Raw genomic sequence first — 24743 nt, forward strand, 5'->3', positions numbered from 1 at the left:
GGGCGAGGAAATCCCCCTTGTGCGCGAGGAGTTGGCGCTCGCATCATTCCGGGATGGACGACACACCGAGCCAGTGGCCGGCCACCTTGCGCAGGCTGCGTGCCGCAGCGCGGGAGACGGGCTTCCTCATGTCCTGCGAGGAACGCACCGGCGGCCGGATTCTCGAACTCGGCACCGGCGTGGGCGAGGGCGCCGCCTGGCTGCTGAGCGGGATGGACGGAGCCTCCGGTCTCGTCACCGTGGAACTCGACCCCGACGTCCAGGCGGTCGCACGCGCGCAGTTGGGCTCCGATCCACGGGTGACATTCGCGACCATGGACGGTGGCGACTGGCTGGAGGCGTACGACGGAGAGCCGTTCGATCTGGTCTTCGCGGACACCTGGCCGGGCAAGTTCACGCACCTCGACCGGGCCCTGGAACTGGTGGCCCCCGGCGGCACCTATCTGATCGACGACCTCTTCCCCCAGCCCGGTTGGCCGGAGAGCCATGAAGTCGCCGTAAGGCGTCTGCTGACCGAACTGGAGGGACGCGAGGACTTCCGGTCCGTCCGCATGGCCTGGGCGAGCGGGCTGCTGATGGCGGTACGCACCGGCTGAGCCGGGTCGCCCCACGGGTCGGCCACCTCGTCGGATGCCCGCCGCGTGCCGCGCGGTGCACTGAGGGCTTTCCGACCGTCATGACGCAGGTCACGGATCTTGTTCGGTGAGGCAATCCCTTCGCAAAGAATCCCTTCGGCGCGCAGCGCACGGCGCATGATCACGACGCCGAAATCGAATGGTTGAGCGTATGGGGGAAGTGCTGTGAGTCGTAGATGGGTGAAGGTCCTGGCCATCACGGTGGTCGTGCTCGCTGTGCTCTTCACCTTGGCCGACCGGGTGGCGGTGCACTACGCGGACAAGGAGGTCGCTCAGCTCGCGAAGGAGAAGTACGGATACGGGAACACCACCGACGGCCATCTGGACCTGGCCATCAAGGGCTTTCCGTTCTTCACCCAGGTAGCCGGCGGCACCCTTCATCACGTCACCCTGGACGCGGGCATGTTCTACGTCGACAGCACGACCAACGCACGGGGCGGCTATCTGCACATCGAACGCCTCCACCTCGATCTGAACGATGTGACGGTGACCTCGCTGTCCGCGCGCAGAGCCGAAGCGAACCTGGCCACCGGCACCCTGACCCTTTCCTACAAGGAACTGTCCGGGGTGGTGACACGGCTGGCAGGTGCCGGCCCGCTGACGGTCTCGCAAGCCTCTGGATCGAGCGGCCAGGCGGCACACGTCAAGATCGCGGGCACCGGCGAGAGGGCGGTGAACGGCGTCGGGACGCTTCTCGCGCAAGGCCGAGAGCTCACCCTGAACCTTCCCGGCGTCGAGGGGGCCAACATGGTGTGGACGGTCGGCCTTCCGAACGGCGCCGGCTTCACCGCGGCCCGCGCCACCGAGAACGGCGTGGAGATGAGCATCGTCGGGCATCAGGTGAACCTCGGCTCGTCTCGCTATTGAGCCCCTTCCGATCCTGCGGCGCGGACGTACGCCCTTCGGGGCACTGCTGCCCCTGAGAGGGGCCGCCCGATCCCTGACGGACGTCCCCGACGCCTCAGCCGAGCGTGATCCGGCGGAAGCGCGACAGGGCGACCGCCATGAAGACGCCGATGACGGCCCCCGCACACAGCAGCGCGTGGGCCACGGGCCGCGCCTCGCTCATCGGCATGCCTGGTGGGCGGCGGGTTGCCGAAGAGCCTGCGTACGGCGGTGGAACCACGTCACGGTGGGCGGCACACCCGAGGGAGTGCCGCCCACCGTGACGGTGGCGCCCGGCCCCCGGCGCTCTCAAGGGGTCGCTGCGCCGGTTCGCCGTCAGTCGTCGAGTGCCTGGTAGAGCGTGGTCCAGAAGTCGTGCATCAAATGGATCGGATCCGGCACGGACGCCCCGACCTGGGTGAGCAGGATGCCGGTCAGCCCGTTGGCCGGGTCGGCGTACGTCGAGGTGCCGCTTCCGCCGTCCCAGCCGAACTGGCCGATGGGCGCGTAGTCACCGCGGTAGGTGCGTACCGCCATCCCGAAGCCCCAGCCGCCGTGCTGGCCCTGGCCGAAGGAGATGTGGACGTTGTCGGTGGCCAGCTGATGCCGGGCGGCCTGCTGTCCGGGGGTGAGGCGGTTGGTGGTCATCAGCTCGACGGCGGCCCGGGACAGGATCCTCTCGTTCCCGTGCATCCCGCCGTTGAGCAGCATCCGGAAGTACGCGTGGTAGTCGTCGGCGGTCGAGTTCAGGCCACCGCCGCCACCCTCGAAGGCCGGAGGCGCGCTGTGGCGTCCCCCTTCCGCCTCGTCCCATACGTGGAACTCGCCGGTCTGCGGGTCGGGGGCGTACAGCGGCGGCAGCCGGTGCATCTGGTCGGCCGGCACATGGAACCCGGTGTCCTTCATCCCGAGCGGGCCGAAGACGCGCTCCTGCAGGAACGCGCCGTACGACTGGCCCGTCACCCGGGCCACGAGCACACCCAGCAGATCGCTGGCGATCTGGTACTGCCAGCGCTCGCCGGGCTGGTGCATCAGCGGCAGTTCGCCCAGGCGGCGCAGCCACTCGTCAGGACCGGGCATCGGCTCCGGCAGATTGGGCGTCAGCCCCTTCTCGAAGATCGCGCCCATGACGGGCGTGCCCAGTGACGTCATATCCATGCCGATCCCGAACGTGGAGGTCAGCACGTCCCGCACGGTGATCGGCCGCCGCGCCGGAACGGTCTCGTCCAGCGGGCCGTCGATCCGCTTGAGCACCTGTCTGTCGGCGAGTTCGGGCAGCCACTCCTGCACGGTGTCGTCCAGCCGCAGCCTGCACTCGTCGAGCAGGACCATCGCCGCCGCGACCGCGACCGGCTTGGAGGTCGAGGCCATGCGGAAGACCGTGTCGCGGCGCATCGGCTCGCCACCGTCGTGGCGCATCGTCCCGAGCGTCTCGACATGTGTCTCGGCGCCCCGGCTGAACAGCGCGACGAGGCCCGGCACCTTCCCGGACTCGACATGCCGTGCCAGCACGTCGCGCACGCGTTGCAGTCCTGTCTTGGAAAACCCGTTGTGCCGGTCGTCGATGGCGTTGGGCATCGCTGTGTACTCCTTGGATCGAACGCGGATGGCGGATGCGGTGTGTTCGCAGTCGGGCCCGGAACACCGGGGCCGGGGCGATCGGTTCGGGTCGCCCGAGGGCGAATCAGCCTGGGGTGAAGGGACTTGGCGGGCGCCGGGGCGGTCAGCAGCCGAGCCGGTCGGCGATCACGGCGAGTACCTGCCGCAGATCGCGTGACATGCGGGTACGCAGGCCCAGCTCGGCGATGCCGACCGCGAACCCCGGATGGTGGGGGAGGACCCGGTGGACACCGTGGGTCACCCGGGTGCCAGCCGGGCAGGCGGTGACGGTGTGCACTCCGGCGTACCAGCTCTGCACCGCGATCCTGGACCGGTCCCGGTCCACCTGGATCGCCACGGGTTCCACGGGTCCTGCGAGTTCGGCGCGGTAGGTGCCGGCGGCCGACCCGGCCACGACGGTCATCGCCCCCTTCCGAGCAGCCGAAGCCCGGGCCAGCACCAGCAGGTTGTCGTCGCCCACGCGCCCCTCGCGGACCACGAGCAGCAGTTCGGCGACTGCCGCGACGGGCGCGGCGAGTGTCCCCTGCACTTCCCATCGAGCGGGAAGCGCGTCCAGTCCGTCGAGCAGGGAAGGCGTCGAGTGCATGGCACAGACCCTCGGCGCTGCGGCCCGTCCCGGGCAATCCGTGCCGCAACACCCGGGACGGGGGACGCCTTCACGGCAGACGTCTGACCTGCGCCGCGAAGTCAGCGGACGGCTGCCTCGCGGGTGTCCCGGGACGGGACGGGACAGCTGCTCCACCGCTGGGACAGGATCAGGAGACCCGGGCCAGCCCCGCACGTGCCGCCGGTTCCAGATAGGTGACCCCCTGCGTGGTGGCGATCTCCAGCGCCACCCGGAACCGGCGTGCCGCCGCCTCCCGGTCGCCGGTGACCAGGCACGCCTCCGCGTACAGGAGAAGACTGCGCACCATGCGGTGCGGCTCGCCCGCCTCTTCGAGGATCAGCAGCGCCTCGGCGTGCGCGGTCGTCGCCTCGTCGACGGCGCCGAGGTGGCGCAGGGCCACGGCGGCATCCGTCCGGCTGATGGCCTCGAAGACCGGATAGCGCGTCTCCCGGTTGATCGCCACGGCCCGCTCGGCCAGGTCGAGGGCCGTCCGGGCGTCACCCAGGCCGAGTGCCGCCCGGCCGAGCACGTCCAGGCACATGCGCTCCTTCTGCCGGTCCAGCCCGCGCGCGGTCCCCAGCAGCCCGGAGACGGCCTCGTGGGCCTCGGCGGGCTCTCCCAGCAGCAGGAGAGCCCGCCCGAGCCGCACACCTATGTACACACGGACCACTGCCTGCCGGGGTGGCACCAGCCCCGTCGCCCGGCGCAGGAGTTCCAGGGCGCCCTCGGCGTCATCGGCGTAGAGACGGACCTCCGCCAGCTGTTCGAGAGCCAGCGCCTGGCCGACGACGTCGCCCTCCGACGCCATCAGCACACGAGCCGTCTCCAGCTCGGGAACCGCGTCCGCCGGCCGGCCCACCCGGAGCAGGGCGGCACCCAGCAGGTACCGGTGGGAGGCGAGCATCCGGCGCTCGCCGAGCGCCTCGGCGGCGGGGAGACTGGCCGCGAGCCCGTCGCACACCTGCGCCATGCCCCCGCGGCGCCCGAGCGAGATCACGAAGGCGAACTGGCCGAGCCCGACCGCCGTCGCGTCGATCCGCAGCTCCACGGTGAGTCTGAACGTGGCGACGATGTTGCCCCACTCGGCGTCCAGCCAGTCGAGGGCGCCGTCATGGGAGAAGCCGGGAAGCGCGGGAGCGTGGTGCGAGACGATGACCCGCACGGGGACGACGACCAGCTCGATCACCTCCGCCGCGGCCAGCATGCCGCCCAGGTAGTAGTCGCCCAGCCGGGCCATCGCCGGTCCCGGGTCCGCCGCCGATTCCTCGGCGCGGGCGGACTGTCGCAGGAGGTCGTGCATCCGGTACCGGCCCGCGGCCGGTTCCTGCAGCAGATGGACGTCGACCAGGTCCTCCAGCAGCGAACGGGCGTTGGCCAGCGGGATCCCGGCCAGGGCCGCGGCGCCGTACGCGTCGATGTCCTCGCCCGGCACGAGCCCCAGCAGTCCGAACATGCGCCGCTGCGCGGAGTCGAGTTGCCGCAAGGACATCTCGAACACGTCGGAGACCGCCAGCTCGCCCTCGCGCAGCCGTTCCACCAGGGTGTCGAGCGTCCACGCGGGCCGGTGGCGCAGGCGGGCGGCGGCCACCCGGATCGCCAGGGGAAGGTTTCCGCACCGGCGCAGTACCTCTCCGACATCACCGGGCCGGTCCCCGCCCGCGGATGTGAGGAACAGGTCCGCCGCCTCCCGGGCGGGCAGGACGTCCAGCGAGATGGGCTGAACACCGTCGAGCTCCACCATCCGCCGACGGCTGGTGATCACGAAGAAGCTCCGGCCCGCACCCGGCAGCAGATCGCGCACCTGATCGGCGTCGGCGGCGTTGTCCAGCAGGACGATCGCGCGCCGCGTCGCCAGCTCCGACCGCCACAGCGCGGCCCGCTCGGCCACTCCGTCAGGGATCCTGCCGGGTGGCAGCCCGAGCGCGGCGAGCAGCACACGCAGCGCCTCGGAGGGGTCGACCGGCTCGCGGCCCGGAGTGAATCCGTGCAGATCCAGGTGGAGCTGGGCGCTGGGGAAGTCCGCGGTCAGCAGATGCGCGCCGTGTACCGCCAGGGCGGTCTTGCCCACGCCGCCCATTCCGTCGATCGCCACCATCGTCGTGTTCCGCGGGGCGTCGAGGAGCGCGGCCAGCTCCTGCCCGCGCCCGGTGAAGGCAGTGACGTCGTGGGGCAGGTCGTTGCGTACGGACGGAGTGACAGCGGCGCTCGCATGGGGGGTGTCCTTGGCGCGCCCCCAGACCTCGTGCAGTTGCCTGGGGTCGCGACCGGCCGCCTTGCACAGAGCGACCACCGTCGACCAGGGCGGGACGGCCTGGCCGGAGAAGTAGCGCGACAGCGAGGAGCTGCTGACGTGGATCTCGCGTGCGAGGTCACGCAGGCTCCGTCCGGTCAGATCACGCAACTGCCGTAGCTGCCCTGCCAGATCGTCACGCAGTCTGTCCGCCTTCACGCGTCGATCGTAGAGCGAGTGGAGCGGTCACGCCCTTTCGTTCGGATCAAGGAGTCGTCAAGGTGGGAGGCGTCTTCACTGCGGAAACCGGCACCGCACGCGCGGAGCGCCCGCGGTGCCGGTTTCCGGGGATCACACCGGGCTCAGCCGCGGGCGGTCCCGGGCCGTTCGGCGAGCCGGGTCAGCAGACTGGTGCGGTGGTCCTGGTCCGTGGCCAGGGCGAGCGCCGTCCAGGCCATGGCCAGTCCGCCGTCGAGGACGGCCCGGTCCGCCCCGGGGCTCGTGCCGTAGCGGGTGAACTCGGGGTTGTGCATGATCGTGTCGCCGCAGTCGTAGCCGATCGAGGGGTGGATGGTCGGGACGAGGTGGGACACGTTGCCCATGTCGGTCGACCCGGCACGCATGGAGTCCGGGGTGTCGGAGATGGGGCGGCCGAGGCCCGCCATCGCATCCCGGTAGGCGGCCGAGACGGCCAGGTCCTGCCGCAGGTCGGCGTAGTCGTTCCCGACCGCTTCCAGGGCGAGTTCGGCGCCGGTGGCGTGGGCACCGGCCTCGAAGCAGGCCCGGATCCGTGCCTGCAGTTCGGCGAGATCCTCGGCGGTGGCGGCCCGGCAGTCGTAGTCGGCGGTCACCTGGGCCGGGATGACGTTGGGCGCCTCACCGCCGCCGGTGACGATGCCGTGCACGATTCCGTCCGGGATCATCTGCTGCCGGTACGCGCTGATCGCCACCTGGGCGACGAGCATGGCGTCCGCCGCGTTGATGCCCCGGTGCGGCATGGCGGCGGCGTGGGCGGCGCGGCCGGTGTAGCGCACCTTCCAGCTCCCGATGGCGAGGGACGTCACGCCCACGCCGTCCACCGGTGCGGCGTGCACCATCATGGCGGCGGCGACATCGTCGAAGGCCCCCGCGTTCAGCAGGTCGACCTTGCCGCCGCCGTACTCCTCCGCCGGGGTGCCCAGCAGTTTGACGGTCAGGCCGAGTTCGTCGGCCAACGGCGCCAGGGCGAGGGCGGCGGTGACGGCGGCGGCGCCGTTCACGTTGTGCCCGCAGGCGTGTCCGATGCCCGGCAGCGCGTCGTACTCGGCCGTGAGCGCGATGACGAGGTCGCCGCTTCCGGCGACGGCCTCGAAGGCCGTGTCCAGGCCGTAGGCGCCGCGCCGCACGTCGAAGCCGGCGGCTTCGGTGAGATCGGCGATCTTCCGGGCCGACCTGTGCTCCTCGTAGGCGAGTTCGGGTTCGGCGTGGAGGCTGTGGCTGAGGGCGATGACGTCGTCGCGGCGGCGGGCGACGGTGGCACGGGTGTGCTCGCGCAAGGCGTGCTGATTCACGGGGGGTCCTTCCTCGGGGATGGTCAGGCGGTGCGGGTGCCGGGCCGGTAGAGCAGGGCGGTCGCGGCCCCGGCCAGGGACGCCGCGACGCACACCGCCCAGCAGGTCGCGTACGCCGAGTAGTGGGGCAGTGCGGCGCCGGCCGGGGTGGCTGCGGCCGTGACGGCGAGCACGCAGGCCGCACCGAGCGAACCGCCGACGTTGATGAGCAGTTCGTTGATGCCGGAGCCGACGGCCGTCTGTTCCTTGGGGACCGACTCGACGGCCAGCGTCCGGGTGGCCTGCTGGAGCAGTCCTGCGCCGAGACCGGCCACCGTCTGGCAGATCAGGTAAGGGGTGACCGAACCGTGCAGGGCGAGGGTGAGCACGTAACCCGCGGCCATCAGCAGCGAACCGGCGACGAGCGTGGCACGGTCGCCGATCCGTGCGGCCAGCGCCGGTGCGGCCGTCGCGGCGAGGCCGGTCGCGGCGAGCGCGGGAATCATCGCGAAGGCGATCTGCAACGGGGTCAGCCCGAGCCCGTAGCCCATGTCCCGCGGTGTGCCCATGAAGATCGCCCCGGCGACCTGCAGGCCGATCATGCAGAACGAGAACGTCGTCGTCACGATCGCGACGACCGTGACGTTCCGGCGCCGGAACAGACGGACATCGATCATCGGGTCCACGGTGCGCGTCTCCGCCAGAGCCCACAGGGCCATCATCAGCGCACCACCGACCAGACAGCCCAGGGTCCGGCCGGAGCTCCACTCCCAGCCCGGCATGCCTCCCTGGCCGAGGCCGCACATGATCGCCACGAGGCCGGCGCACAGGAGGAAGCCACCGCGCAGGTCGAGGCGGCCGCCGGGACGTTCCGTCGTCTCGGGCAGCAGGGGCCAGGTGACAAGGAAGGCGATGCCCACCGCCGCCGTGGGCACCCACAGCGCCGCGGTCGGGGTATCGACGTAGTGGGCCACCAGGCCGCTGGCCACGCCACCGACACAGATGCCGCCCACCAGCGCCGCCACCATCGTGCCGATGGCTCGCCGGCTCTCGGCGGCGCTCCCGCGATTGCGCAGGATGCCGACCAGCAGCGGGAAGAAGCCCGCGAAGGCTCCCTGGAGCACCTGGCCGACCATGAGAACGCGGAACGATCCGGCCATGCCGACGACCACCGAGCCGGCCAGGACGACGGCGATGTTCCAGCGCAGGACGCGGCGGTGGCCGTGGAGGTCACCGAGGCGGGCGAGCAGCGGTGTGAACGCGACGCTGGCCATCAGGTTCGCGATGCTGATCCAGTTCAGGTCGGCGGCGGTGACGTGCAGTACGTCGGTCAGGCTGCGCAGGACCGGCGACAGGAAGCCCTGGGTGATGCCGCTGGAGAGCTCGACGAGCACGATCGAGACCAGGACGGCCACGGCGGAGACGGATGTCGGTGGAGTCTTCGGGGCGATCTTGCGCGCAGGTCTGACTACTGCGTCGGGCATGGGCTCCACCTCTGCGGACGGCCGGATGTCGGCTGAATGATGCTGTCCGGTAATGTGCGGGTCACCACCGAAACCAGGCAAGAGGTGCCTCCGAGAATGCGTGAAGCAGGCGTATCCCGGAATCAGATGGCGGAATCGGGCAAACGAGGGGAACGCGTGGCGGAATCGGACCCGGCCGGGCGGTCGTCCTTCGACGCCCAGGATCTGGCGGTGCTGCGGTTCCTCGCGCAGAGCCCGCGCGCCTCCTTCGCCGACGTCGGCGCCCACGTCGGCCTGCACGAGCGCACCGTCGCCCGCCGCCTGGAGCGCATGCTCAGGACCGGACAGGTGAGGTTCATCGGCGGGCTGGTGAGCGAGTACCTGGGGGACGACCTGGTCGTCGAACTGGCCGTGCGCTGCGCCCCCGGCCGTCTGGAGGAGGTCGCCCGCACCATCGCCGCGCGCCCCGACAGCCGCTCCGTCGAGGTCGCCACGGGCGACCTGGTGGTCCTCGCGGAGATGACGGCCGCCGACGAGAACGAGCTCATCGCACTCGTGGACCGGACGATCGGCACCATGCCGGGAGTCCTCGACATCCACTCCGCCCTGGTGCTCCGGCTGCTCCTCACCGCAGTCGACTGGGCGCCGTACCGGTCCGGACCGACGCGCATGCGCCGGCTGGCGATGGAGGGGCGGCAGCCCGTCACCGGGACCCGCGTGGACGACGTCGACCGGGAGCTCGCGGCCCTGCTCGCCGAGGACGCGCGCATGCCGACGACCAGCCTGGCGACCCGGCTGAACCTGGGCGAGTCCACGGTACGCCGACGGCTCAACCGGCTCATGGCCTCGCACGTCTTCCACCTGCGGCTGTTCGCGGAACCGGGGGTACTCGGCTATCCGGTCGAATCGCGCTTCAAGCTCCGCGTCGAGCACGTCCACCTCGACGCCGCGCTGCGCCACCTGGCCGCCGAGCCCTCCGTCCGGCACCTCGTCGTCACCACGGGAAGGGACAACGTCCTCGGCTACAGCAGCCACGCCACGACCGCCGACATGCACGACTTCCATGCCCGGGCGTTCTCGGGGCTGCAGGGCGTACGAGAAGTCCAGACGGCCCTCCTGATACGCACGTACAAGCGCGCCGGAAATCTCGTACCGAGGTGAGAGCAGCGCTCATGGCCGACCGCGCGCGTGCGTCAGGGATGCCAGGGGCGTGCTGAGGGCGTCCTGAGGGTGCCGGAGCCCGCACCGCGAGGAGTCTCCTCCGCGCCTCGTTTCCCACGGGCCGCTCGTTTTCCGATATCCGGCCGGCCGCCATGCGTCTCCCTCTGTGCGGACAGGTCTCCCGTTCGTCGAACCACGACGACGGGGAGGCCGGCCTGCCCCCGAACACGCCCGAACCCAGCAAGCCCCGCCACAGGAGGCGGCAGTCCGACCGGCACTGCGGCCTTGCGGCGGACCAACGCCCCGGACGAGGTCTTCGCATGACTGGAATGCACGCGCGGCACACCCGCACGGATCCCACGACGCCCGCTGCCGGGTGCCCGGACCGGGAGCTGGGGCTACGGGTCAGACAGTCGGGGAGCACGGCAGCCGCCGCTGAGCTGTACGAGCGCCACCACTCGGCCGTCCTCGGCTATGCCCGCACCTTCGCGCGCGATCCCCACACCGCGGAGGACCTCGCCTCCGAGGTGTTCGCCCGTGTCCTGCACGCGGTGCGGTCGGGCAGTGGGCCGGAGGACGCCTGGCGGCCCTACCTGCTCGCCGTGGTGCGGCACACCGCGGGGGAGTGGGCGGCCACCGCGCGACGGACCGAGCTGAAGGAGGACTTCGAGCAGTGGCTTGCCGAGCAGGCGGCGCCCGGTCCGGACATTGGGGTCGTGGAGTACGCCGACGGAGAGGAGCGGGTGATCGCGCGGGAGGACCGGGACATGATCGTTCGCGGCTTCCGCGTCCTGCCCGAGCGCTGGCAGGCGGCCCTGTGGCACAGCGTCGTGGAGGGCGAGTCCGCCGAACGGATCGGTGTACTGCTGGGCCTGAGCCCCAGCGGTGTCACCTCGCTCACCGCGAGGGCCCGAGAGGGGCTGCGAGAGGCGTATCTCCGTGCGCACGCCGAGACCGGCAGCCGGAGCGAGGAGTGCCGGCGCCACGGTCCGCTGCTCGCCGCGGCGGTCCGTCGCGGCGGGTCCCGGCGTGACCGGCGGCTGGGCCGGCACCTGGACGGGTGCGAGGGCTGCAGGCGGGCGCTCGCCGAACTCACCCACCTGGACAGCCGGCTCGGAGCCGTGCTGCCGGCAGGTCTGCTGCTGTGGGGCGGCCACGCCTACTTCCAGGCCCAGTTCGGGGCGGCCGCCGGTGGCGCGGCAGCGGGTTCGGCGGGCGGCGCGACGGCGGCCGCCGCGTCCACCGCGGGAGGCAAGGGCGCCCTGCTGGGCGCCGCCGTGGTCACCGCGTCCGCCCTGCTGGGCGGTGGCCTGCTCCTCCTGGACGGAGGAGAGGACAACACCCCGAAAGCCCCTGTGCACTCCGCAGAGGCCGCCCCGGTGCCACCCGGCCCCCGTGTCCCCAGCAGCCCGGCCACGAAGTCCCCACGTGCCACCGCGAGTGCCTCCCCTTCCGCGCCGGCCCCACCGTCCCCGACCGCGTGGCTGCCGAAAGCGGAGGACCGCACCAGGCTCAGGCTCGCCTCCACCGGCAGGTGCATGGAGATCCCCGGCGACAGCACGGCCGCAGGCGTCCAGGCGCGGGAGGCACCCTGCCGGGGGAGCCGCCGTCAGATGTGGGATCTGCTGCGCCCGGGTGACGACGGGCGGGTGCAGATACGCAACACCGGGACCGGGATGTGCCTGTCCAACCAGGGCACCGAGACCGACGACGCCCCGGTCGTCCAGACGAACTGCTCCTCCGCCGACGCCGGACAGCTGTGGGGTCTCTACGCGCCGGACGGCTCCGGCGAGGCGCGGTTCATCCAGCGGGGCGACCGGATGTACCTGGGGCTGAACGACTGGGCGCACGCGGCCGACGGTCTGGAGCACACGACGGACATCGGCACCAACCACCACTACTACGCCTCGCCCTCGTTCGGCTTCCGCTACGACGGCGCCCTGTTCGACGGCCGTCTCGCCGGGCTGCCGCCGGCTGACGGCGCCGCCGCGTACTGACTTCGAAGCCTCCGCCACGGCGGCTTCGGTAAAGGATCGGCAAAGCGGCGGGACGGGGGAGTGCGCGCACACTCCCCCTCCCCGCAATGTTCCACCGATCCCAAGGACCCCCCATGTACAAGCGCGCCCGTACGGGACTCGCCACCGCAGCGGCAACGGCCGCCGTGCTCGCCGCGGTCGGCCCCGCCGCCCCGGCCCATGCCGCCGACGAGGCCCCGGCCAGGAACCGGGTACTCGTGGTCGTGGTCGACTTCAAGGACGCCAAGCACGCCGACGCCGAGGCGGTCAAACAGGACGCCAGGAAGGAGTACTTCGGCGGTTCCCAGTCGATCGCGGGGTACTACACCAAGGTCTCCCAGGGAGCCTTCACGTATGTCCCGGCCGCCGAGGACGAAGTCGTCGGACCGTACGAACTCGACCTGCCGCAGAACCCGTGCGACGCCGGAGCCGTGAACAAGGCCGCCAGGGAGGCCGCGCTCGCGGACGGCTACACGGAGAAGGAGGACTACGACAGCATCTCCGTGCTGCAGCCCGGCGCCGGAAGCGACTGCGGCTGGGCCGGACTCGGCTCCGTACCGGGTCCGAACACCTGGCTGCAGGTCGGCGAGGACGGCACGACCAGCAAGGCCGCCATGGTCCACGAGTTCGGCCACAACCAGGGCTACAGCCACCACGAGCGCGACGAGTGCCCGGGCGGCGACCTCGGCCGCTGCGCCAGTGCGGAGGGGTACAGCGGCAAGACCCCCATGGGCGGCGGTGGCGTCGGCGTCGGCTTCGCCGCCCCCGAGCTGATCAGCCGGTCCTGGCTCCCCGGCGGTCAGGCCGTCACCGTGAAGAAGTCCGCCACCTTCACCCTCAGCCCGCTCTACGGCGGTGCGGCCGGTGGAGTCAGGGCGCTCGACATCCCGCTGGGCAAGGACCGGTTGGTCGTGGAGTACCGCCACGAGGACCCCTCCTACACCGATGCCGAGGACGGCAACCTCGACGCCGCGATCGAGGGTGTGCACGCGTATCTGGTCCCCGAGGGCAACTACAACTCCTCCCGTCTCATCGACCCCACGCCGGGCGAAGGGAAGGGCAAGGAGGACGCGGTCACCGCGTTGACCGACAAGGCGAACAAGGTCCGGGTGGAGGTCGGCCGGTCCGGCAACGGGTCGGCCACCGTCTCGGTCAGCCTCGGTGGCGTACCCGCACCTGCCGCGGCCGGATCGTCGAAGCAGGGCAACACCACCGCGCCCGACCCGAAGCCCCAAGGTGGTGAGGGAGCGCCCGTCTCGGAGAAGGGCACCGACGCCGACGCGCCCACCGCGCCGGACGGCCACGCGGGGAAGGGCGGCGCCGACGCCCGGAACCTGGCGGAGACGGGCGGCAGTTCCACGACCCCGCTCATCGCCGGCACCGGGGCCGCGCTGGCCGCCGCGGGAGCCCTCTCCCTGTACGCACTGCGCCGCCGCGGACGCCGTAGCGCCTGATCAGGGGGCCGCGTCCCGGCCGAGGCCGGCCGGGACGCGGCCATGACGGCTGGTCCCAGCGCCGATCGAAGGCGTGGCTCCGGGGGACCGCAACCGGTCCGAGGCCCCGGGCACAGGACCGGCTTCACCGCATCGCGCCGACTGCTGATTTCGCAGCAACTTGGCCCACACGCAACGGATTTCGTTCTTCAGAAAACACCTGACAGCTGTATAGCATTCCGATCAGACGGTTCTGCTCCGAAATCCGAAGATCCATGTGGGGGTCTCGCATGCCCAGATTCAGTGATCACGAGCTCGGTATGAACAATCGGAAGGTCACCCGCCGTGACTTCCTCGACGGGGTGGCGGTCACCGCGGTCGGCGCGGCCGCGGCCATGGCGCTTCCCGGTACGGCGCAGGCGGTGCCCGGCACTTCGCACGGACACGGGCACGGCAGGCCGAGCGCGCCGTACCCGCCGACCGCGACCGGCCTGCGAGGCCAGCAGCCGGGTGCGTACGACGTGGCGCACGCCGTACGCGACGGCGCCTTCGCCCCCGGCCGTATATCGGATACCCGCGAGAGCTACGACCTGGTCGTGGTCGGCGGCGGCCTCAGCGGTCTGGCCGCCGCCCACCTCTACCGCAAGCACGCCGGTCCGCGAGCGCGGGTGCTCATCCTCGACGCCCTCGACGACTTCGGCGGACACGCCCGGCGCAACGAATTCCACGTCGGCCGTACGCAGTTGCTGTCCAACGGCGGCACCGTGAACATCGACACCCCGAGCACCTGGTCGCGTGGCGCCCGCGATCTGCTGACCAAGGATCTCGGCGTCGACCTGAAGGCACTGGAAGCCACGGTCAAGGGCGACGCCTACGCGCCGTACTCCCTGCGCAGCGGCACCCTGTTCAACTCCGAACGCTGGGGCAAGGACCAACTGGTCATCCGCGAATCGGGCGAGTCCTGGGCGTCGTACGCCACCAGACTGCCGATGAGCGAGGCAAGCCGAGCCGCACTGGTCCGCCTCTACACGACGACCGAGGACTTCTACCCCGGACTGACGGACGCGCAGAAGAAGGAGACCCTCGCCCGCACCCCGTACGAGGCCTACCTCCGCGAGAAGCTCGGCCTGGACGACGACGCGCTGGAGATCGTCAAGCGGGGCACCAACGGCCTGTGGGGTGTGAACGTCGACCACGTCGCCGCGGCCGACGCGTGGGCGACCGGACAGCCGGGCTTCGGCGGTCTGGGACTCGAACACACCCCGTGGCCGGGCGCCGGACTGACACCGCTGATGCACCTCGCGGAGACCGAGGACGACGGCAACTTCTACTTCCCCGAGGGCAACGCCTCGCTCGCCCGCCTGCTGGTCAGCAAGCTCGTCCCGCAGGCCTTCGACGAACGGCGCCCGGACTGGCGGGAGATCGTCACCGCGAAGGCGGACTACTCCCGCCTCGACGACCGGGACAACCACGTCCGCATCCGGCTGGGCAGCACGGCCTTCCACGTCCGCAACGACGGCAGGCACGCCGCCGTGGTCGACTACTCCAAGGGAGGCCGCAGCTACCGGGTCCGGACCAAGGGCGTGGTCATGGCCTGCTGGAACTCCGTCTCCTCGTACGTCGTGCCCGAGCTGCCGGCCGAACAGATCACGGCGATGCGCTACGGCACGAAGGTGCCGCTGGTGTACGCACGGGTCGCGCTCCGCGACTGGCGGGCCTTCGCCCGAGCCCGCGTGTCCCGGGTCAGCACACCCTCGATGTTCTTCTCGAGCTTCGGCCTGCCCACGGTCACCGACATCGGTGACTTCACCATGCCGCACCGCCCCGAACTGCCCACCGTCGTCTCCTTGTCGGCGACCCCGGGCTCGCCCGGCCTCATCTGCCGCGAGCAGCACAAGGCGGGCCGCCGCACCCTGATCAGGATGCCGTTCGAGGACTTCGAGCGCGAGATCCGTGACTCGATGACCCGCTCCCTGGGCGACCACGGCTTCGACCCGGCCCGCGACATCACCGCCATCACCGTCAACCGCTGGGCCCACGGGTACGCCTACGAGTACAACTCCCTCGACGATCCCGCCCTGTACCAGCCCGAGTCGCAGCGCCCGTACGCCAAGGCCCGTCGCCCGGTCGGGCGGATCGCCATCGCGAACTCCGACGCCGAGGCGTTCGGATACACCCACGCCGCGTTCGACGCGGCCATCCGTGCCGTGACACACCTTCTCTGAGACGGCTGCGAGGTGGGGTCCCGTGTCGCGCGGCGGCGCGGGACCCCACCTCTTTCCGTCGGTCCGAAGTCCGTCATGACCCTCATGACCACCGCTGACGGCCGTAGAGTTGACGGGATGTCATCGCCCTTGCGCGACCTGGTCCGCGTGGGTTGTGAAGCTGAGGAGCGGTGCGCTGATGGTTTCGGCAGGGGCAGCACGCGGGTGGGCCGTGGTGACGGCAGTGGTGACCGGAGCGGGGACGGTCGGTCTGGTCGTGCTCACTGTCGCAGGGGATCTGGACACGGCGGGCCAGGTGGCGAGTGTGACGGGCGCTGTCGTCGGTCTGGCCGCGCTGCTGGTCTCGGTCCTGGCGCTCTTCCGCGGTGCCGGCGGGGGTTCCGTCGGTGGCCGGAGGGTGCGAGCGGGGCGTGGCGGGATCGCCGTGGGCGGCGACATCACCGGCTCGGCGCTGGGAAAGAACTCCAAGGTGACCGGGCCTCCCACGCAGGCGCGCACCGCCTCGGCACCGGCGCGCGAGGGGGACGACGTCAGGGCGGCCCGGGACGGGATCGCAACCGGCGGTGACGTCACCGACAGCGCGTTGGGCGAGGGAAGCGAGCGGTGACTCCGCCGCTCCGGCCGCGACGCAGAAAGTCCGGGGTACCCCGGGACGAGCGGGAGAGGCCGGCGCCGGGCGTGTCGGCCGGGGCGGGTGGTGTGGCCGCGGGCCGCGACATCAAGGGCTCGGCGCTCGGCGACAACAGCCGGGTCACATATGTCGAGAAGCAGTACGTGGTGCCCCCCGGCGCCTCGGTCCGGTGGGCGGGCGCGAGAGGCAGGGGAGCCCTTCTCGTCGGTATGTTCGCCAGCTTGTGCGTCGTCGCCCTGGTGGGAGTGCAGCAAGGCTGGCTGCCCCGGGCCGGCGGGGCCTCGGGGGCAGCCGCATCGGCCTCCACTGCCCCGCCCCACGCGGCCGTCTCCACGTCCCCGGAAGCGAAAATGGACAACTCGGGTGGCTGGGGTCCCGGCCGCAAGACGTTCACGATGCAGAAGCCCGCTTCGTATCCCGTGTTCAATTCCATTACCGACAACCGGGTGCACGGTGACGAACGGAACTTCGTCCAGTGCCGCGACAAGCAGGACGGGAACGAGCGCTACGCGGACCAGGTCATCGCCAACGACGGTCACCACTACCGCTGCTATTTCTTCTTCAACAACGACATCACTCCGGCATTCGACACCAGAGTGGTGGACGGGAAGGAGTACCCCAACCCCGCTGCCGCTCTGCAGGGCTCCAGGGCGCGCGTCCTGCTGCCGCCCGAGGCCCTGTACAACCCCGCCGTCAGAGGCCTGCTCTCCGCCGAGAACTCGATCACCGTGTGGGACAGCTGCAATTTCGTGGCGCCGCGACGCATCAGGTTCACCTACGTGCCGGGGTCGGCGCGGATGCATGTGAAGGGCGTCGCCAACGGCGGGGTCCCGCTCAAGGAGACGCAGGAGGCAGGCGTCATGAAGTCCGGCCTCACGGTGGCGCCCGGCGCGCTGCTCGGGGACAGACAAGACGGATTCCTGTACCAGAACGGCGGATTCCTGATCTTCGAGATCAAGGTGGCGTACGCCTCCTGACGCACGGCGCGCCCGGCCGGCCGTGCCACGCGGGCGCACAGCCGGCCGGGCGCGCGGCCGTTCAGACCATGCGTCGGGTCTCCGCGGTCTGGAGGCCGAGGACGAACTCGGCGTGGCTCGGGGAGCGCGGAGGGCTGGACGAGGCGACGCACACGCTGGTGGGCGGGGAGCCGGAAGATGCGGAAGGTGTCCGCGGCCACCGGGTCCACGTGCCGCACCCCGTCGATGGCCGCTGTCAGCAGCGGCCAGAGGGCTCAGGAGACGACCAGGACGAGTCTCATCGTCGAGCCGAGCGTCAGCAGCAGGACCGGGCACAGGGCAACGGCGGGGATGGTGCGCAGGAAGTCGGTGAGCAGCCGGGTGCTGCGGGTCAAGGACCGTGAGGTTCCGAGTGGGTACGGAGCTCTGCGGCAGCAGTCCCTCGCGTACGGCCAGTTCCCGCCGTTGCGCTGCGCGAGGCCGAGCCCTTCGCTGAGCAGCGCGATGGCCTGCACGGCGTGTCCCTCCTCGTGCAGCATCCTGCCCAGCTGCTGGTACGGGACGTGGGTCCAGGTGCTCTCACCGAGCTCCCGGAAACCGCGTACGGCCTCGGCCAGTGCGGTTCTGGCGAGCTGGACGCCCCGGTGAGCACGGGCATGGACCTCGCGAGCCCGTAGCCGGGCGGTGCCGTCCCCCGCGGCCGGCAGCGCGAGCACCTCGTCGAGCAGACAGATGCCCTCCCGCAGCCGGCCCCGCCCGAGCCATTGGCCGCGCAGGGCTGCAGCCAGGTCGAGGGCGCGCCCGTCGGCGGAGTCGATGAGGAACCGGAGTGCCGCCCGCACGTCCGGCAGTTCCTCCTCGACCCGGCGGGGCCCAGATCTCCGCTGCCGTGCTTCTCGTGCCCGTCCAGAACCCGGGTTCGATCACGTCCTTCTGCACGGCCGGTGCCGCTGGTGGTACGACCAGGTCACCGCCGCCAGGAGCGGGCCCCACAGCAGGAGGGGCGCGTAGCAGGCGACGAACACGGCTTCACCGGCTGAGACGCCGGGGCCGGGGTCGGGGCCGGGGGAGGTCAGCAGTCCGCCGAAGAAGAGGATCCACCACAGGACGGTGACCATGAGGGCTCCCAGCGAAGCGGTGAGAACCGCGAGCCCGTGGTTGACCGGGCGCCCGCCGAGGAGCGGGATCCAGTGCGGCACCACTTCTCCCCAGGGGCGTACCAGGCCGAGCGTGAGGTACGAGGCCGTCTCGGCGACCGCACCGATCAGCAGTACGTAACCCAGGGCCAGCAGGGCGGAGTTGCCGGGGAAGGCCGCGAGGAACTCCTCGCGCTCCATCACCCCGACCGGCACCCCGACCACGAGCGCGACGCGCCACACCCCGGAGGGGGCGGTCGACCAGGCCGCGACACGGGCGGCGCGGACCGCCCAGCGCGGGGGTGGCGGGACCGGCGGCCGGGCCGTCGGCGGTACGCGGGGTTCGGGCGGGGCGGAGTCCTTCGTCGTCATGACCCGAATCTCGCGCACCGCCCGGCCCGGCACGTCATGCCGCATGAGGATCCGCCTCCGCCGCACGGGGGAAGGCGGCGCACGCACCGGCTATCGATGCCGCAGCCAGTACACGGCCCACGTCACGGATGCGGAGCCCGCGGCTCCGGCAGCACCGATTGCCACCTGGAGAAGGAGGCGGCGCCAGAGCGGCGTCCGGAGCTTTTCGCTCGTGGTGTCGACGGTGTGGGTCATGGGTGGAAGTCCTCCTGCGTCCGCCAGGCCCGCCATGGGCAGGTGCTCCTGGTCCTCTTGCCTGTCTCCACCCATGGTTACCGGCGTACGCGCCGCATCGGAGCCCTCTGGTGTTGCCGTGCGCAGACGGCACCGGTGGGGCTCGTTGCTGCCGTTGACCGGCAACAACCGGCGGCGTTGCCAACTGAGTTGGCAACGCCGGACGAGCCATTCCGGTGCGGCTCCCGGCGGATACTGGTGGGCATGTCTGACATCGCCTTTGGGATCATCGACACCAGCCCCGGCGGCCCTTTACGGCCGGAACGTCCGGTGGCGTTCAAGGAGGACCTGCCCGCGGAGAAGAGGGCTTTGGCCGAGGACCTCCAGGCGCTGTTCGGGGCCCTGGGCATCAGCCGGCGGCGGTACGCCGTGCGCCGTCATCTCGACCCCAGCTCGGTGACGCGCTATCTCAACGGTGACCGGGTCCCTCCGTGGGACTTCGTGGCGGGCCTGATCAGCGATGTCCGGCAGGAATCGGCGCCCCTGACCCTTCAGGCCGAGGCCGCGCTGCGCGAGACGCACCGGGTGGCGCAGTCGGCGAACCGCCGCCACAGCGCCATGCAGGAGCTGCAGGACGAACTGGCGAGCGCGGACGAGGAGACCCGCCGGATCAAGACACGCGAACGGGCCCTGGAGCAGGCCCTCCACGATCGCGAGCGGAGCCTGTCCGAGTCGACGAGCCGGTCCCAGCACCTCGAACGGGACCTCGACAACCAGCAGTTGGCTCATCGGGCGGACGTGGCCCTGTGGGAGGGGGAGTACGAGCAGCTGCGGAGGGACTGCGACGACCTCCGCGAGGAGATGGTGCACTTGCAGGAGGCCCTCGCCGTCACGAGGGCCGAGCTGATCGCCGCAGAGGAACAGTGTCATCAGCTGGAGACCGAACTCGACGCGATGGCGCAGCTGGAAGGCGGCGCCGAGGGGGCGTCGTCGCTGATGGCCGCGCTGGAGGCGGCGAACCAGACCTCTTCCGTGGCCGAACTGGTCGAAGTGGTGGGCGACCTGGAGGCGCGCACGCAGCAGGCGATAGCGCGCGAGCTGGTCTCGGCGGCCAGCCGTTCGCGCCGGGTGGAGGAGGTGGCGGCGCTGTTGTCGGGGTTGCAGCGGGCCGGTCTTCACGCCCATGCGGAGAGTGTCGTGCCGGCCTTGGTGATGACGCGGCCCGTGGCCGAGACCGCGGCGCTCGTCGGCGAACTGCACCGGGCGGGCTTCGAGGAAGGGGTGGCGGCGGTACTCCGCTCCTCGGTCGAGCTGAAGTCCCCGTGCGACATCGTCGGCCTGTCGCTGGGACTGCACAGGAGTGGGTTGGGTGAACTCGCCGAAAGCCTGCTGACCGCCGCCTTCGTCGTGCGGACGGTGTCCGAGGTGGTGGCGGTCACCGTGTGGGCGGCCGGGACCGAGGTCGAGCCCCTCAGCCTGGCGGCGCTGGGACCGGCCGCGGGCCGGCGCTATGTGCAGGAGGTGGTGGAACTGGTCATCGCGCTGCGCGCTGCGGGCCGGCACAAGCACGCAGAGTCGCTGCCGGTCGCGGTCGCGGAACGGCGCGAGGCCAGTAGCGTCGTCACCGCCATGGAGTGCTTCACGTCCAGAGGCATGACCGGGGAGGCCGATCTCATACTCTCCGCGACACAGAGCCGCGGGGTTTCCCACGTCCTTGCCCTGGTACGTGCCCTGGTGCAGGGGAGGCGCAGCCATGACGCGGCTTCGGTCGTGGATCGTGCGGTGGGGCTCTGGCCGGCGGACTCTGTCGCCACCATGATCGCCGATCTGTACAGCACGAATCACTTCCCGCAGGCCGCACAGGCGTTGATGGGGTCGATGCGTCACTCCGCCGCCTCCACGCGATCCCTCCTGTGCTGTCTGGACGAGGCCTACCCCGGCGCGGAGGCCGTGGTGGAGATGGTGGCCGCAACAGGCAGCCCGGAAAGGGCCGCTCATCTGTTCACAAGCCTTGAGACGCGTGAACTGCCCCAGCTGGCCGAGGTGGTGTTCCAGCACACGCTTCGGGAGAAGCCCACCGGCCATGCCGGAATGTTTCTGCAGGCTCTCGACCACTCCGACGCTGCGGTCGTGCAGGAAGACCAACTGTGCGCCCGGGCTCGTGCGGCTCAGGGGCCGAGCATGGCACCGCTCCTCCTCGCCCTGACCGCGGCCTGGCGGGACTCCGCCGTCACCGCCGTAGTGCGAGGCTGTACGGGCAAACGCGACATCGGTGAACTCGTGCTCCTGCTGCGTCAGTTGCACAACCTTGACAACCGCACACGGCCACGCGCTCCGGACGTGGTCGATCAGATCATCGCGTCCGTGGTGCAGAGCTGGCCCACGGACCAGCAGGCGGTTCTGGTGATCGCGCTCGCGGGTGCGGGCCTGCCGCAGGATGCTGACCGGCTCTCCTGCCGGGCCGCAAGGCAGCCCAAGTTCAAGGGCATTCTGAAGTACGAGCAGACCAAGCACGAGCAGAAGGTGCTCTCCCTCGCGTTCTGGAGGAAAGGCTCGCGTGGCAGGAACGATGAGCAGAGTGCTCCGTAAGCGCGGTCTGCATGCGTACGACCGGCCCTGCGCACAGGTTGTCTGCCGCACTCGTTCTCCGGACGGGGCGGATCCGGGAGCGCATCATGACACTCGCCCTGTCGCGCCCCGCCGGATCACGCTCGGCCGACCCCACCGGACCTTTACCAGGGACCGGCGACCGCCCGCAGGGTCAGCAGCACACCGACGAGGAGTACGAGACCGGCGGACGCGGCCGGTACGACTGCCGAGAGGCGGGCGGCCGGGGCACGCAGGCGGGCGAACTTGTCCGCCCGCGCCTCGATCCTGTCGCGCAGTCGGACCAGCAGCAGGCCGGCGAGGGTGAGCGTGGCGGCCATGCCGAGGCCGTACCCGACCACGAGCAGCACGCCGAAGGCCGTACGTCCGAGGGCGACCGCACCGAGCAGGACGACCAGGGCCGAGGGGCTGGGGACGAGGCCCCCCGCGATCCCCATGCCGATGAGGCCGGTGCGGGACGTCCTGGCTCCGTGCACGGGGCCGGTCCGGGCGGACGGCGGAGTGTGGGAGTGGGTATGCGTGTCCCTCTTGGCCGGGGCGAGCACCGTGCCGCCCTCCTCGGCCGAGGTCGCTCCGGGCTGACGCCGTTCCGGCAGGAGCCGCGTCGCGGAGGGCGGGTCGGACCGAGGCGTCGCCTGCGTCCCGTGATCGTGGTGGTGGTCCGCCTGATGGGAAGCGGACGGGGAGGAGACATCGTGCTCGTGAGCATCCCCGTGGTGGTGGCCGTGATGGTGATGGCCGTGACTGTGGCCGTGGTCGTGGCCGTGGCCGTGCGCGTGGTGGTGGTGGCCCGCGCCTTTGGTCAGGGCGGTGTGCAGGAGCCACAAGCCGATGCAGGTGACCATCAGCCCGCTGATCAGACCGAGCCAGGTCAGGACGGTCTCCCCGGCCAGCGAGGTGGCGACCGGCAGGGCCAGCCCGAGCGCCAGCACCCCTGCGGTGTGGGTGAAGGTGACCGTGACGCCGACGGTGACGGCATCCCGTGGAGTGCCCCGGCGGCCCGCCAGGTAGGCGGCCATGATCGTTTTTCCGTGGCCGGGAAGCGCCGCGTGCGAGGCGCCCAGCACCAATGAGAGAAGGAGCGCCAGGAGCCCTGCGGGGACGGTCAGTTCGCGTTGGCCCACCAGCGAGTCGAAGGCCGCGGACACTTTGCCGAGCGCCGCAGTGAGCGGGCCCGCTCCGGGCAGCACCGTGCGGGTGGCAGCGGCGGAGCGGCCGTCCCCCGGTTCGGTGTGGAGCCGGGCCGACCGCTGGTTCAGGGGTGTGGCCAGCGGGTCCTTCGGGTAGTGGCGGAGTTCGTCGGTGGGCGAGGTGGCCGGCAGCGGTGACCGGGTGAGCGTGACGCCCTGTCCGCGCGCCGTCATCTCCTGCCAGCCGATGCGCCGTTCGTCGTAGCCCGTACGCACGCCGATGTCCGCCGGGGCGGCCAGACCGGCCGGAGCGGTCAGGGTGCAGGCCATCCGGCTGGTCTGCAGACCGCCCTCGCCCTGGTGATAGGTGAGGCTGCTGCTCCCGGTCCTCCAGCGCACCGGTGTTCCGGCGATGTCCAGGTGCAGCTGACGGGCGAGCACGGCGCAGCCCTGCGCGGCGAAGGAGCTTCTCTCCGCCGGATCGAGAACGCCGTTGTGGTCGCGGTCTACGCCCGGCCGTTCCTGTGCGGTGGCGATCTCCGCGCGGTCCACGACGATCACCGCGTCCACGGCGTCCTGCCGGAAGGTCAGCCCGGTGTGGTGATTCACCGTGAAGTTGCCCAGGGGGTGCGCGTGGGCGGTGGTGGCCAGGCCCGTCAGGACAGCCGTCAGCGATCCGGTGAGGGTCAGCGCGGCGAGGACGTGAAGGCATGTTCGGTTCATCGGGCGGCTTCGATTCTGCTGAGCGCGGCGCGCGCCCTGGGGGCGTCCACCGGATGGAAGTGAGGGTCGGTGTCCAGGGCGCGCCCGAGGTCCGTGCGGGCGGCACCGGTCCGGCCCAGGGCCTCGTTGATCAGCGCCCGGTGATAGTGGAACGGTGCGCTGACCGTGCCCTGGGCGAGAGCGAGGTCGGCCTGCGCGATGGCCTCGGTGTCACGGCCGGCCCGGTGCAGGGCCCAGGCCATCGCGTCGTGGACCGCGATGAACGGCCGCAGGCGCAGCGCCGCACGCCCCATCGTGACCGCCGTGCCGGGGTTCCCGTGGTCGGCCTCGAAGAGGATTCCGTCGACGTCGGCAACGCCGCCGGTGGCTTCGCGCAGCTTCTCCTGAGCCCTGAGTACGTCGTACTGCTGCTCGGCCCTCTCCGGGTGCCCGAGGGATGTCTGGAGATCTCCCAGGCCCAGGAGGTACTGGGGCAGGGGAGCGGCGGCGATGGCGGCGGTGAAGTCGGTGACGGCCTGCTCGTGGTGGCCGAGCGCGGTGTGGGCGCGGGCGCGCGCCTCCAGCAGGGCGGCGTCCCCGGGCAGCGCGGTGAGACCGGAACCGGCGAGGCCCAGCGCGGTGCGGGGGTGGCCCGACTCCAGGGCGAGCGTGGCGAGATGGGTCAGTGCGAAGGCCTTCTCCGCCGGAGTACCGGCGGCCTGGAGCGACCTGCTCATCAGGTCGCGCGCCCTTTTCGTGTCGCCCCTGAGTTCCCAGCTGTAGGAGGCGCGTGCCAGGGCGCTGCTGTCGGGTCTGAGATCGGTCATGCGCTGGACCGCCGCGTAGGAGTCCTCGTAGCGGCCGAGCTGGGTGAGCGCGTCGGCCAGGACACCCTGGGCGGGTGCGCTGTACGGGTTGGACGCGGTGGCCCGGCGTGCCCAGGTCAGGGCCTGGGCGAAGCGGTGGCGGGCGGCTTCGAGGGCGCCCATTCCGGTCTCCGCGGCGAAGTTGTCGGCTGGCTGGAGCGCCAGGGACTTGCGCAGCGCGGTCTCGGCCCGGGCGTGGGTGGCCGCGTCGGCGGTGCTCCGTGCTTGTTGTACGTAGGCCATGCCGAGGGAGGACCAGCCCGCGGGGTCGGCGGGCAGCTGGCGTACCCGGGCCCGGAGGGCCTCCGTTGGGTCGGCGCTACGAGG

18 protein-coding genes are annotated in these 24743 nt (G+C 71.4%); 9 read left to right on the plus strand and 9 right to left on the minus strand.

Annotated features, from left to right (window positions below; translation table 11 throughout):
- The first annotated feature begins 53 nt into the window (after nucleotides 1–53).
- Nucleotides 54–596 carry an O-methyltransferase gene (locus OG408_RS38935; protein ID WP_326674228.1) on the plus strand — a complete coding sequence of 181 codons (543 nt, stop codon included), beginning with the start codon at nucleotides 54–56 and terminating at the stop codon, nucleotides 594–596.
- A gap of 204 nt (nucleotides 597–800) precedes the next feature.
- The gene (locus tag OG408_RS38940; protein ID WP_326674229.1) at nucleotides 801–1502 is read left to right on the plus strand and encodes an LmeA family phospholipid-binding protein; all 702 of its coding nucleotides are present in this window, start codon (nucleotides 801–803) and stop codon (nucleotides 1500–1502) included.
- Between the two features lie 354 nt (nucleotides 1503–1856).
- Here OG408_RS38940 and OG408_RS38945 read toward each other — a convergent pair whose 3' ends face one another.
- The 5 genes from OG408_RS38945 to OG408_RS38965 all read right to left on the minus strand — a co-directional run bounded on the left by OG408_RS38945 (nucleotide 1857) and on the right by OG408_RS38965 (nucleotide 8990).
- Entirely contained in the window at nucleotides 1857–3098 is a 1242-nt protein-coding gene (locus tag OG408_RS38945) for a serine hydrolase domain-containing protein (protein ID WP_285565418.1), read from the minus strand.
- Nucleotides 3099–3243: 145 nt separating this feature from the next.
- Nucleotides 3244–3726, minus strand: coding sequence for a hypothetical protein (locus OG408_RS38950; protein WP_326674230.1), 483 nt, complete (start codon nucleotides 3724–3726; stop codon nucleotides 3244–3246).
- A 169-nt stretch (nucleotides 3727–3895) separates the two neighbouring features.
- The gene (locus OG408_RS38955; RefSeq protein WP_326674231.1) at nucleotides 3896–6196 is read right to left on the minus strand and encodes an ATP-binding protein; all 2301 of its coding nucleotides are present in this window, start codon (nucleotides 6194–6196) and stop codon (nucleotides 3896–3898) included.
- Nucleotides 6197–6339: 143 nt separating this feature from the next.
- Nucleotides 6340–7527: an amidohydrolase gene (locus tag OG408_RS38960; protein WP_326674232.1), complete on the minus strand. Its 1188-nt coding sequence runs from the start codon at nucleotides 7525–7527 to the stop codon at nucleotides 6340–6342.
- Between the two features lie 23 nt (nucleotides 7528–7550).
- Nucleotides 7551–8990 (minus strand): MFS transporter, encoded by a 1440-nt coding sequence (locus tag OG408_RS38965; RefSeq protein WP_285565414.1) that lies wholly within the window; start codon nucleotides 8988–8990, stop codon nucleotides 7551–7553.
- Between the two features lie 156 nt (nucleotides 8991–9146).
- On the opposite strand from OG408_RS38965, the gene OG408_RS38970 reads away from it, so the two are divergent.
- The 6 genes from OG408_RS38970 to OG408_RS38995 all read left to right on the plus strand — a co-directional run bounded on the left by OG408_RS38970 (nucleotide 9147) and on the right by OG408_RS38995 (nucleotide 17411).
- The gene (locus OG408_RS38970; RefSeq protein WP_326674233.1) at nucleotides 9147–10130 is read left to right on the plus strand and encodes an Lrp/AsnC family transcriptional regulator; all 984 of its coding nucleotides are present in this window, start codon (nucleotides 9147–9149) and stop codon (nucleotides 10128–10130) included.
- Between the two features lie 320 nt (nucleotides 10131–10450).
- Complete coding sequence (locus tag OG408_RS38975) at nucleotides 10451–12127, plus strand: sigma-70 family RNA polymerase sigma factor (protein ID WP_326674234.1); 1677 nt, start codon at nucleotides 10451–10453, stop codon at nucleotides 12125–12127.
- Between the two features lie 113 nt (nucleotides 12128–12240).
- Complete coding sequence (locus OG408_RS38980) at nucleotides 12241–13599, plus strand: LAETG motif-containing sortase-dependent surface protein (protein WP_326674235.1); 1359 nt, start codon at nucleotides 12241–12243, stop codon at nucleotides 13597–13599.
- A gap of 299 nt (nucleotides 13600–13898) precedes the next feature.
- On the plus strand, nucleotides 13899–15803 hold the full coding sequence (locus OG408_RS38985) for an FAD/NAD(P)-binding protein (protein WP_326674236.1): 1905 nt from the start codon (nucleotides 13899–13901) through the stop codon (nucleotides 15801–15803).
- A gap of 178 nt (nucleotides 15804–15981) precedes the next feature.
- Nucleotides 15982–16410: a hypothetical protein gene (locus OG408_RS38990; RefSeq protein WP_285565409.1), complete on the plus strand. Its 429-nt coding sequence runs from the start codon at nucleotides 15982–15984 to the stop codon at nucleotides 16408–16410.
- 92 nt (nucleotides 16411–16502) lie between these two features.
- Complete coding sequence (locus tag OG408_RS38995) at nucleotides 16503–17411, plus strand: hypothetical protein (protein ID WP_326674237.1); 909 nt, start codon at nucleotides 16503–16505, stop codon at nucleotides 17409–17411.
- A 254-nt stretch (nucleotides 17412–17665) separates the two neighbouring features.
- Here the strand turns inward: OG408_RS38995 and OG408_RS39000 are convergent, their stop codons facing one another.
- Nucleotides 17666–18232 carry a hypothetical protein gene (locus tag OG408_RS39000; protein ID WP_285568103.1) on the minus strand — a complete coding sequence of 189 codons (567 nt, stop codon included), beginning with the start codon at nucleotides 18230–18232 and terminating at the stop codon, nucleotides 17666–17668.
- Between the two features lie 81 nt (nucleotides 18233–18313).
- A complete protein-coding gene (locus OG408_RS39005) occupies nucleotides 18314–18898 on the minus strand; it encodes a hypothetical protein (protein ID WP_326674238.1) in 585 nt (194 codons plus the stop codon).
- Nucleotides 18899–19375: 477 nt separating this feature from the next.
- On the opposite strand from OG408_RS39005, the gene OG408_RS39010 reads away from it, so the two are divergent.
- On the plus strand, nucleotides 19376–21700 hold the full coding sequence (locus OG408_RS39010) for a hypothetical protein (RefSeq protein WP_326674239.1): 2325 nt from the start codon (nucleotides 19376–19378) through the stop codon (nucleotides 21698–21700).
- Between the two features lie 143 nt (nucleotides 21701–21843).
- On the opposite strand, the gene OG408_RS39015 is transcribed toward OG408_RS39010, so the two are convergent.
- Together OG408_RS39015 and OG408_RS39020 are read right to left on the minus strand one after the other, a co-directional pair.
- Nucleotides 21844–23571 (minus strand): HoxN/HupN/NixA family nickel/cobalt transporter, encoded by a 1728-nt coding sequence (locus OG408_RS39015; RefSeq protein ID WP_326674240.1) that lies wholly within the window; start codon nucleotides 23569–23571, stop codon nucleotides 21844–21846.
- Complete coding sequence (locus OG408_RS39020; RefSeq protein WP_326674668.1) at nucleotides 23568–24659, minus strand: tetratricopeptide repeat protein; 1092 nt, start codon at nucleotides 24657–24659, stop codon at nucleotides 23568–23570. The genes OG408_RS39015 and OG408_RS39020 overlap by 4 nt, the downstream gene beginning before the upstream one ends.
- Between the last annotated feature and the right edge of the window lie 84 nt (nucleotides 24660–24743).

The sequence above is a fragment of the Streptomyces sp. NBC_01257 genome (genome assembly GCF_035917255.1).
GTDB lineage: Bacteria > Actinomycetota > Actinomycetes > Streptomycetales > Streptomycetaceae > Streptomyces.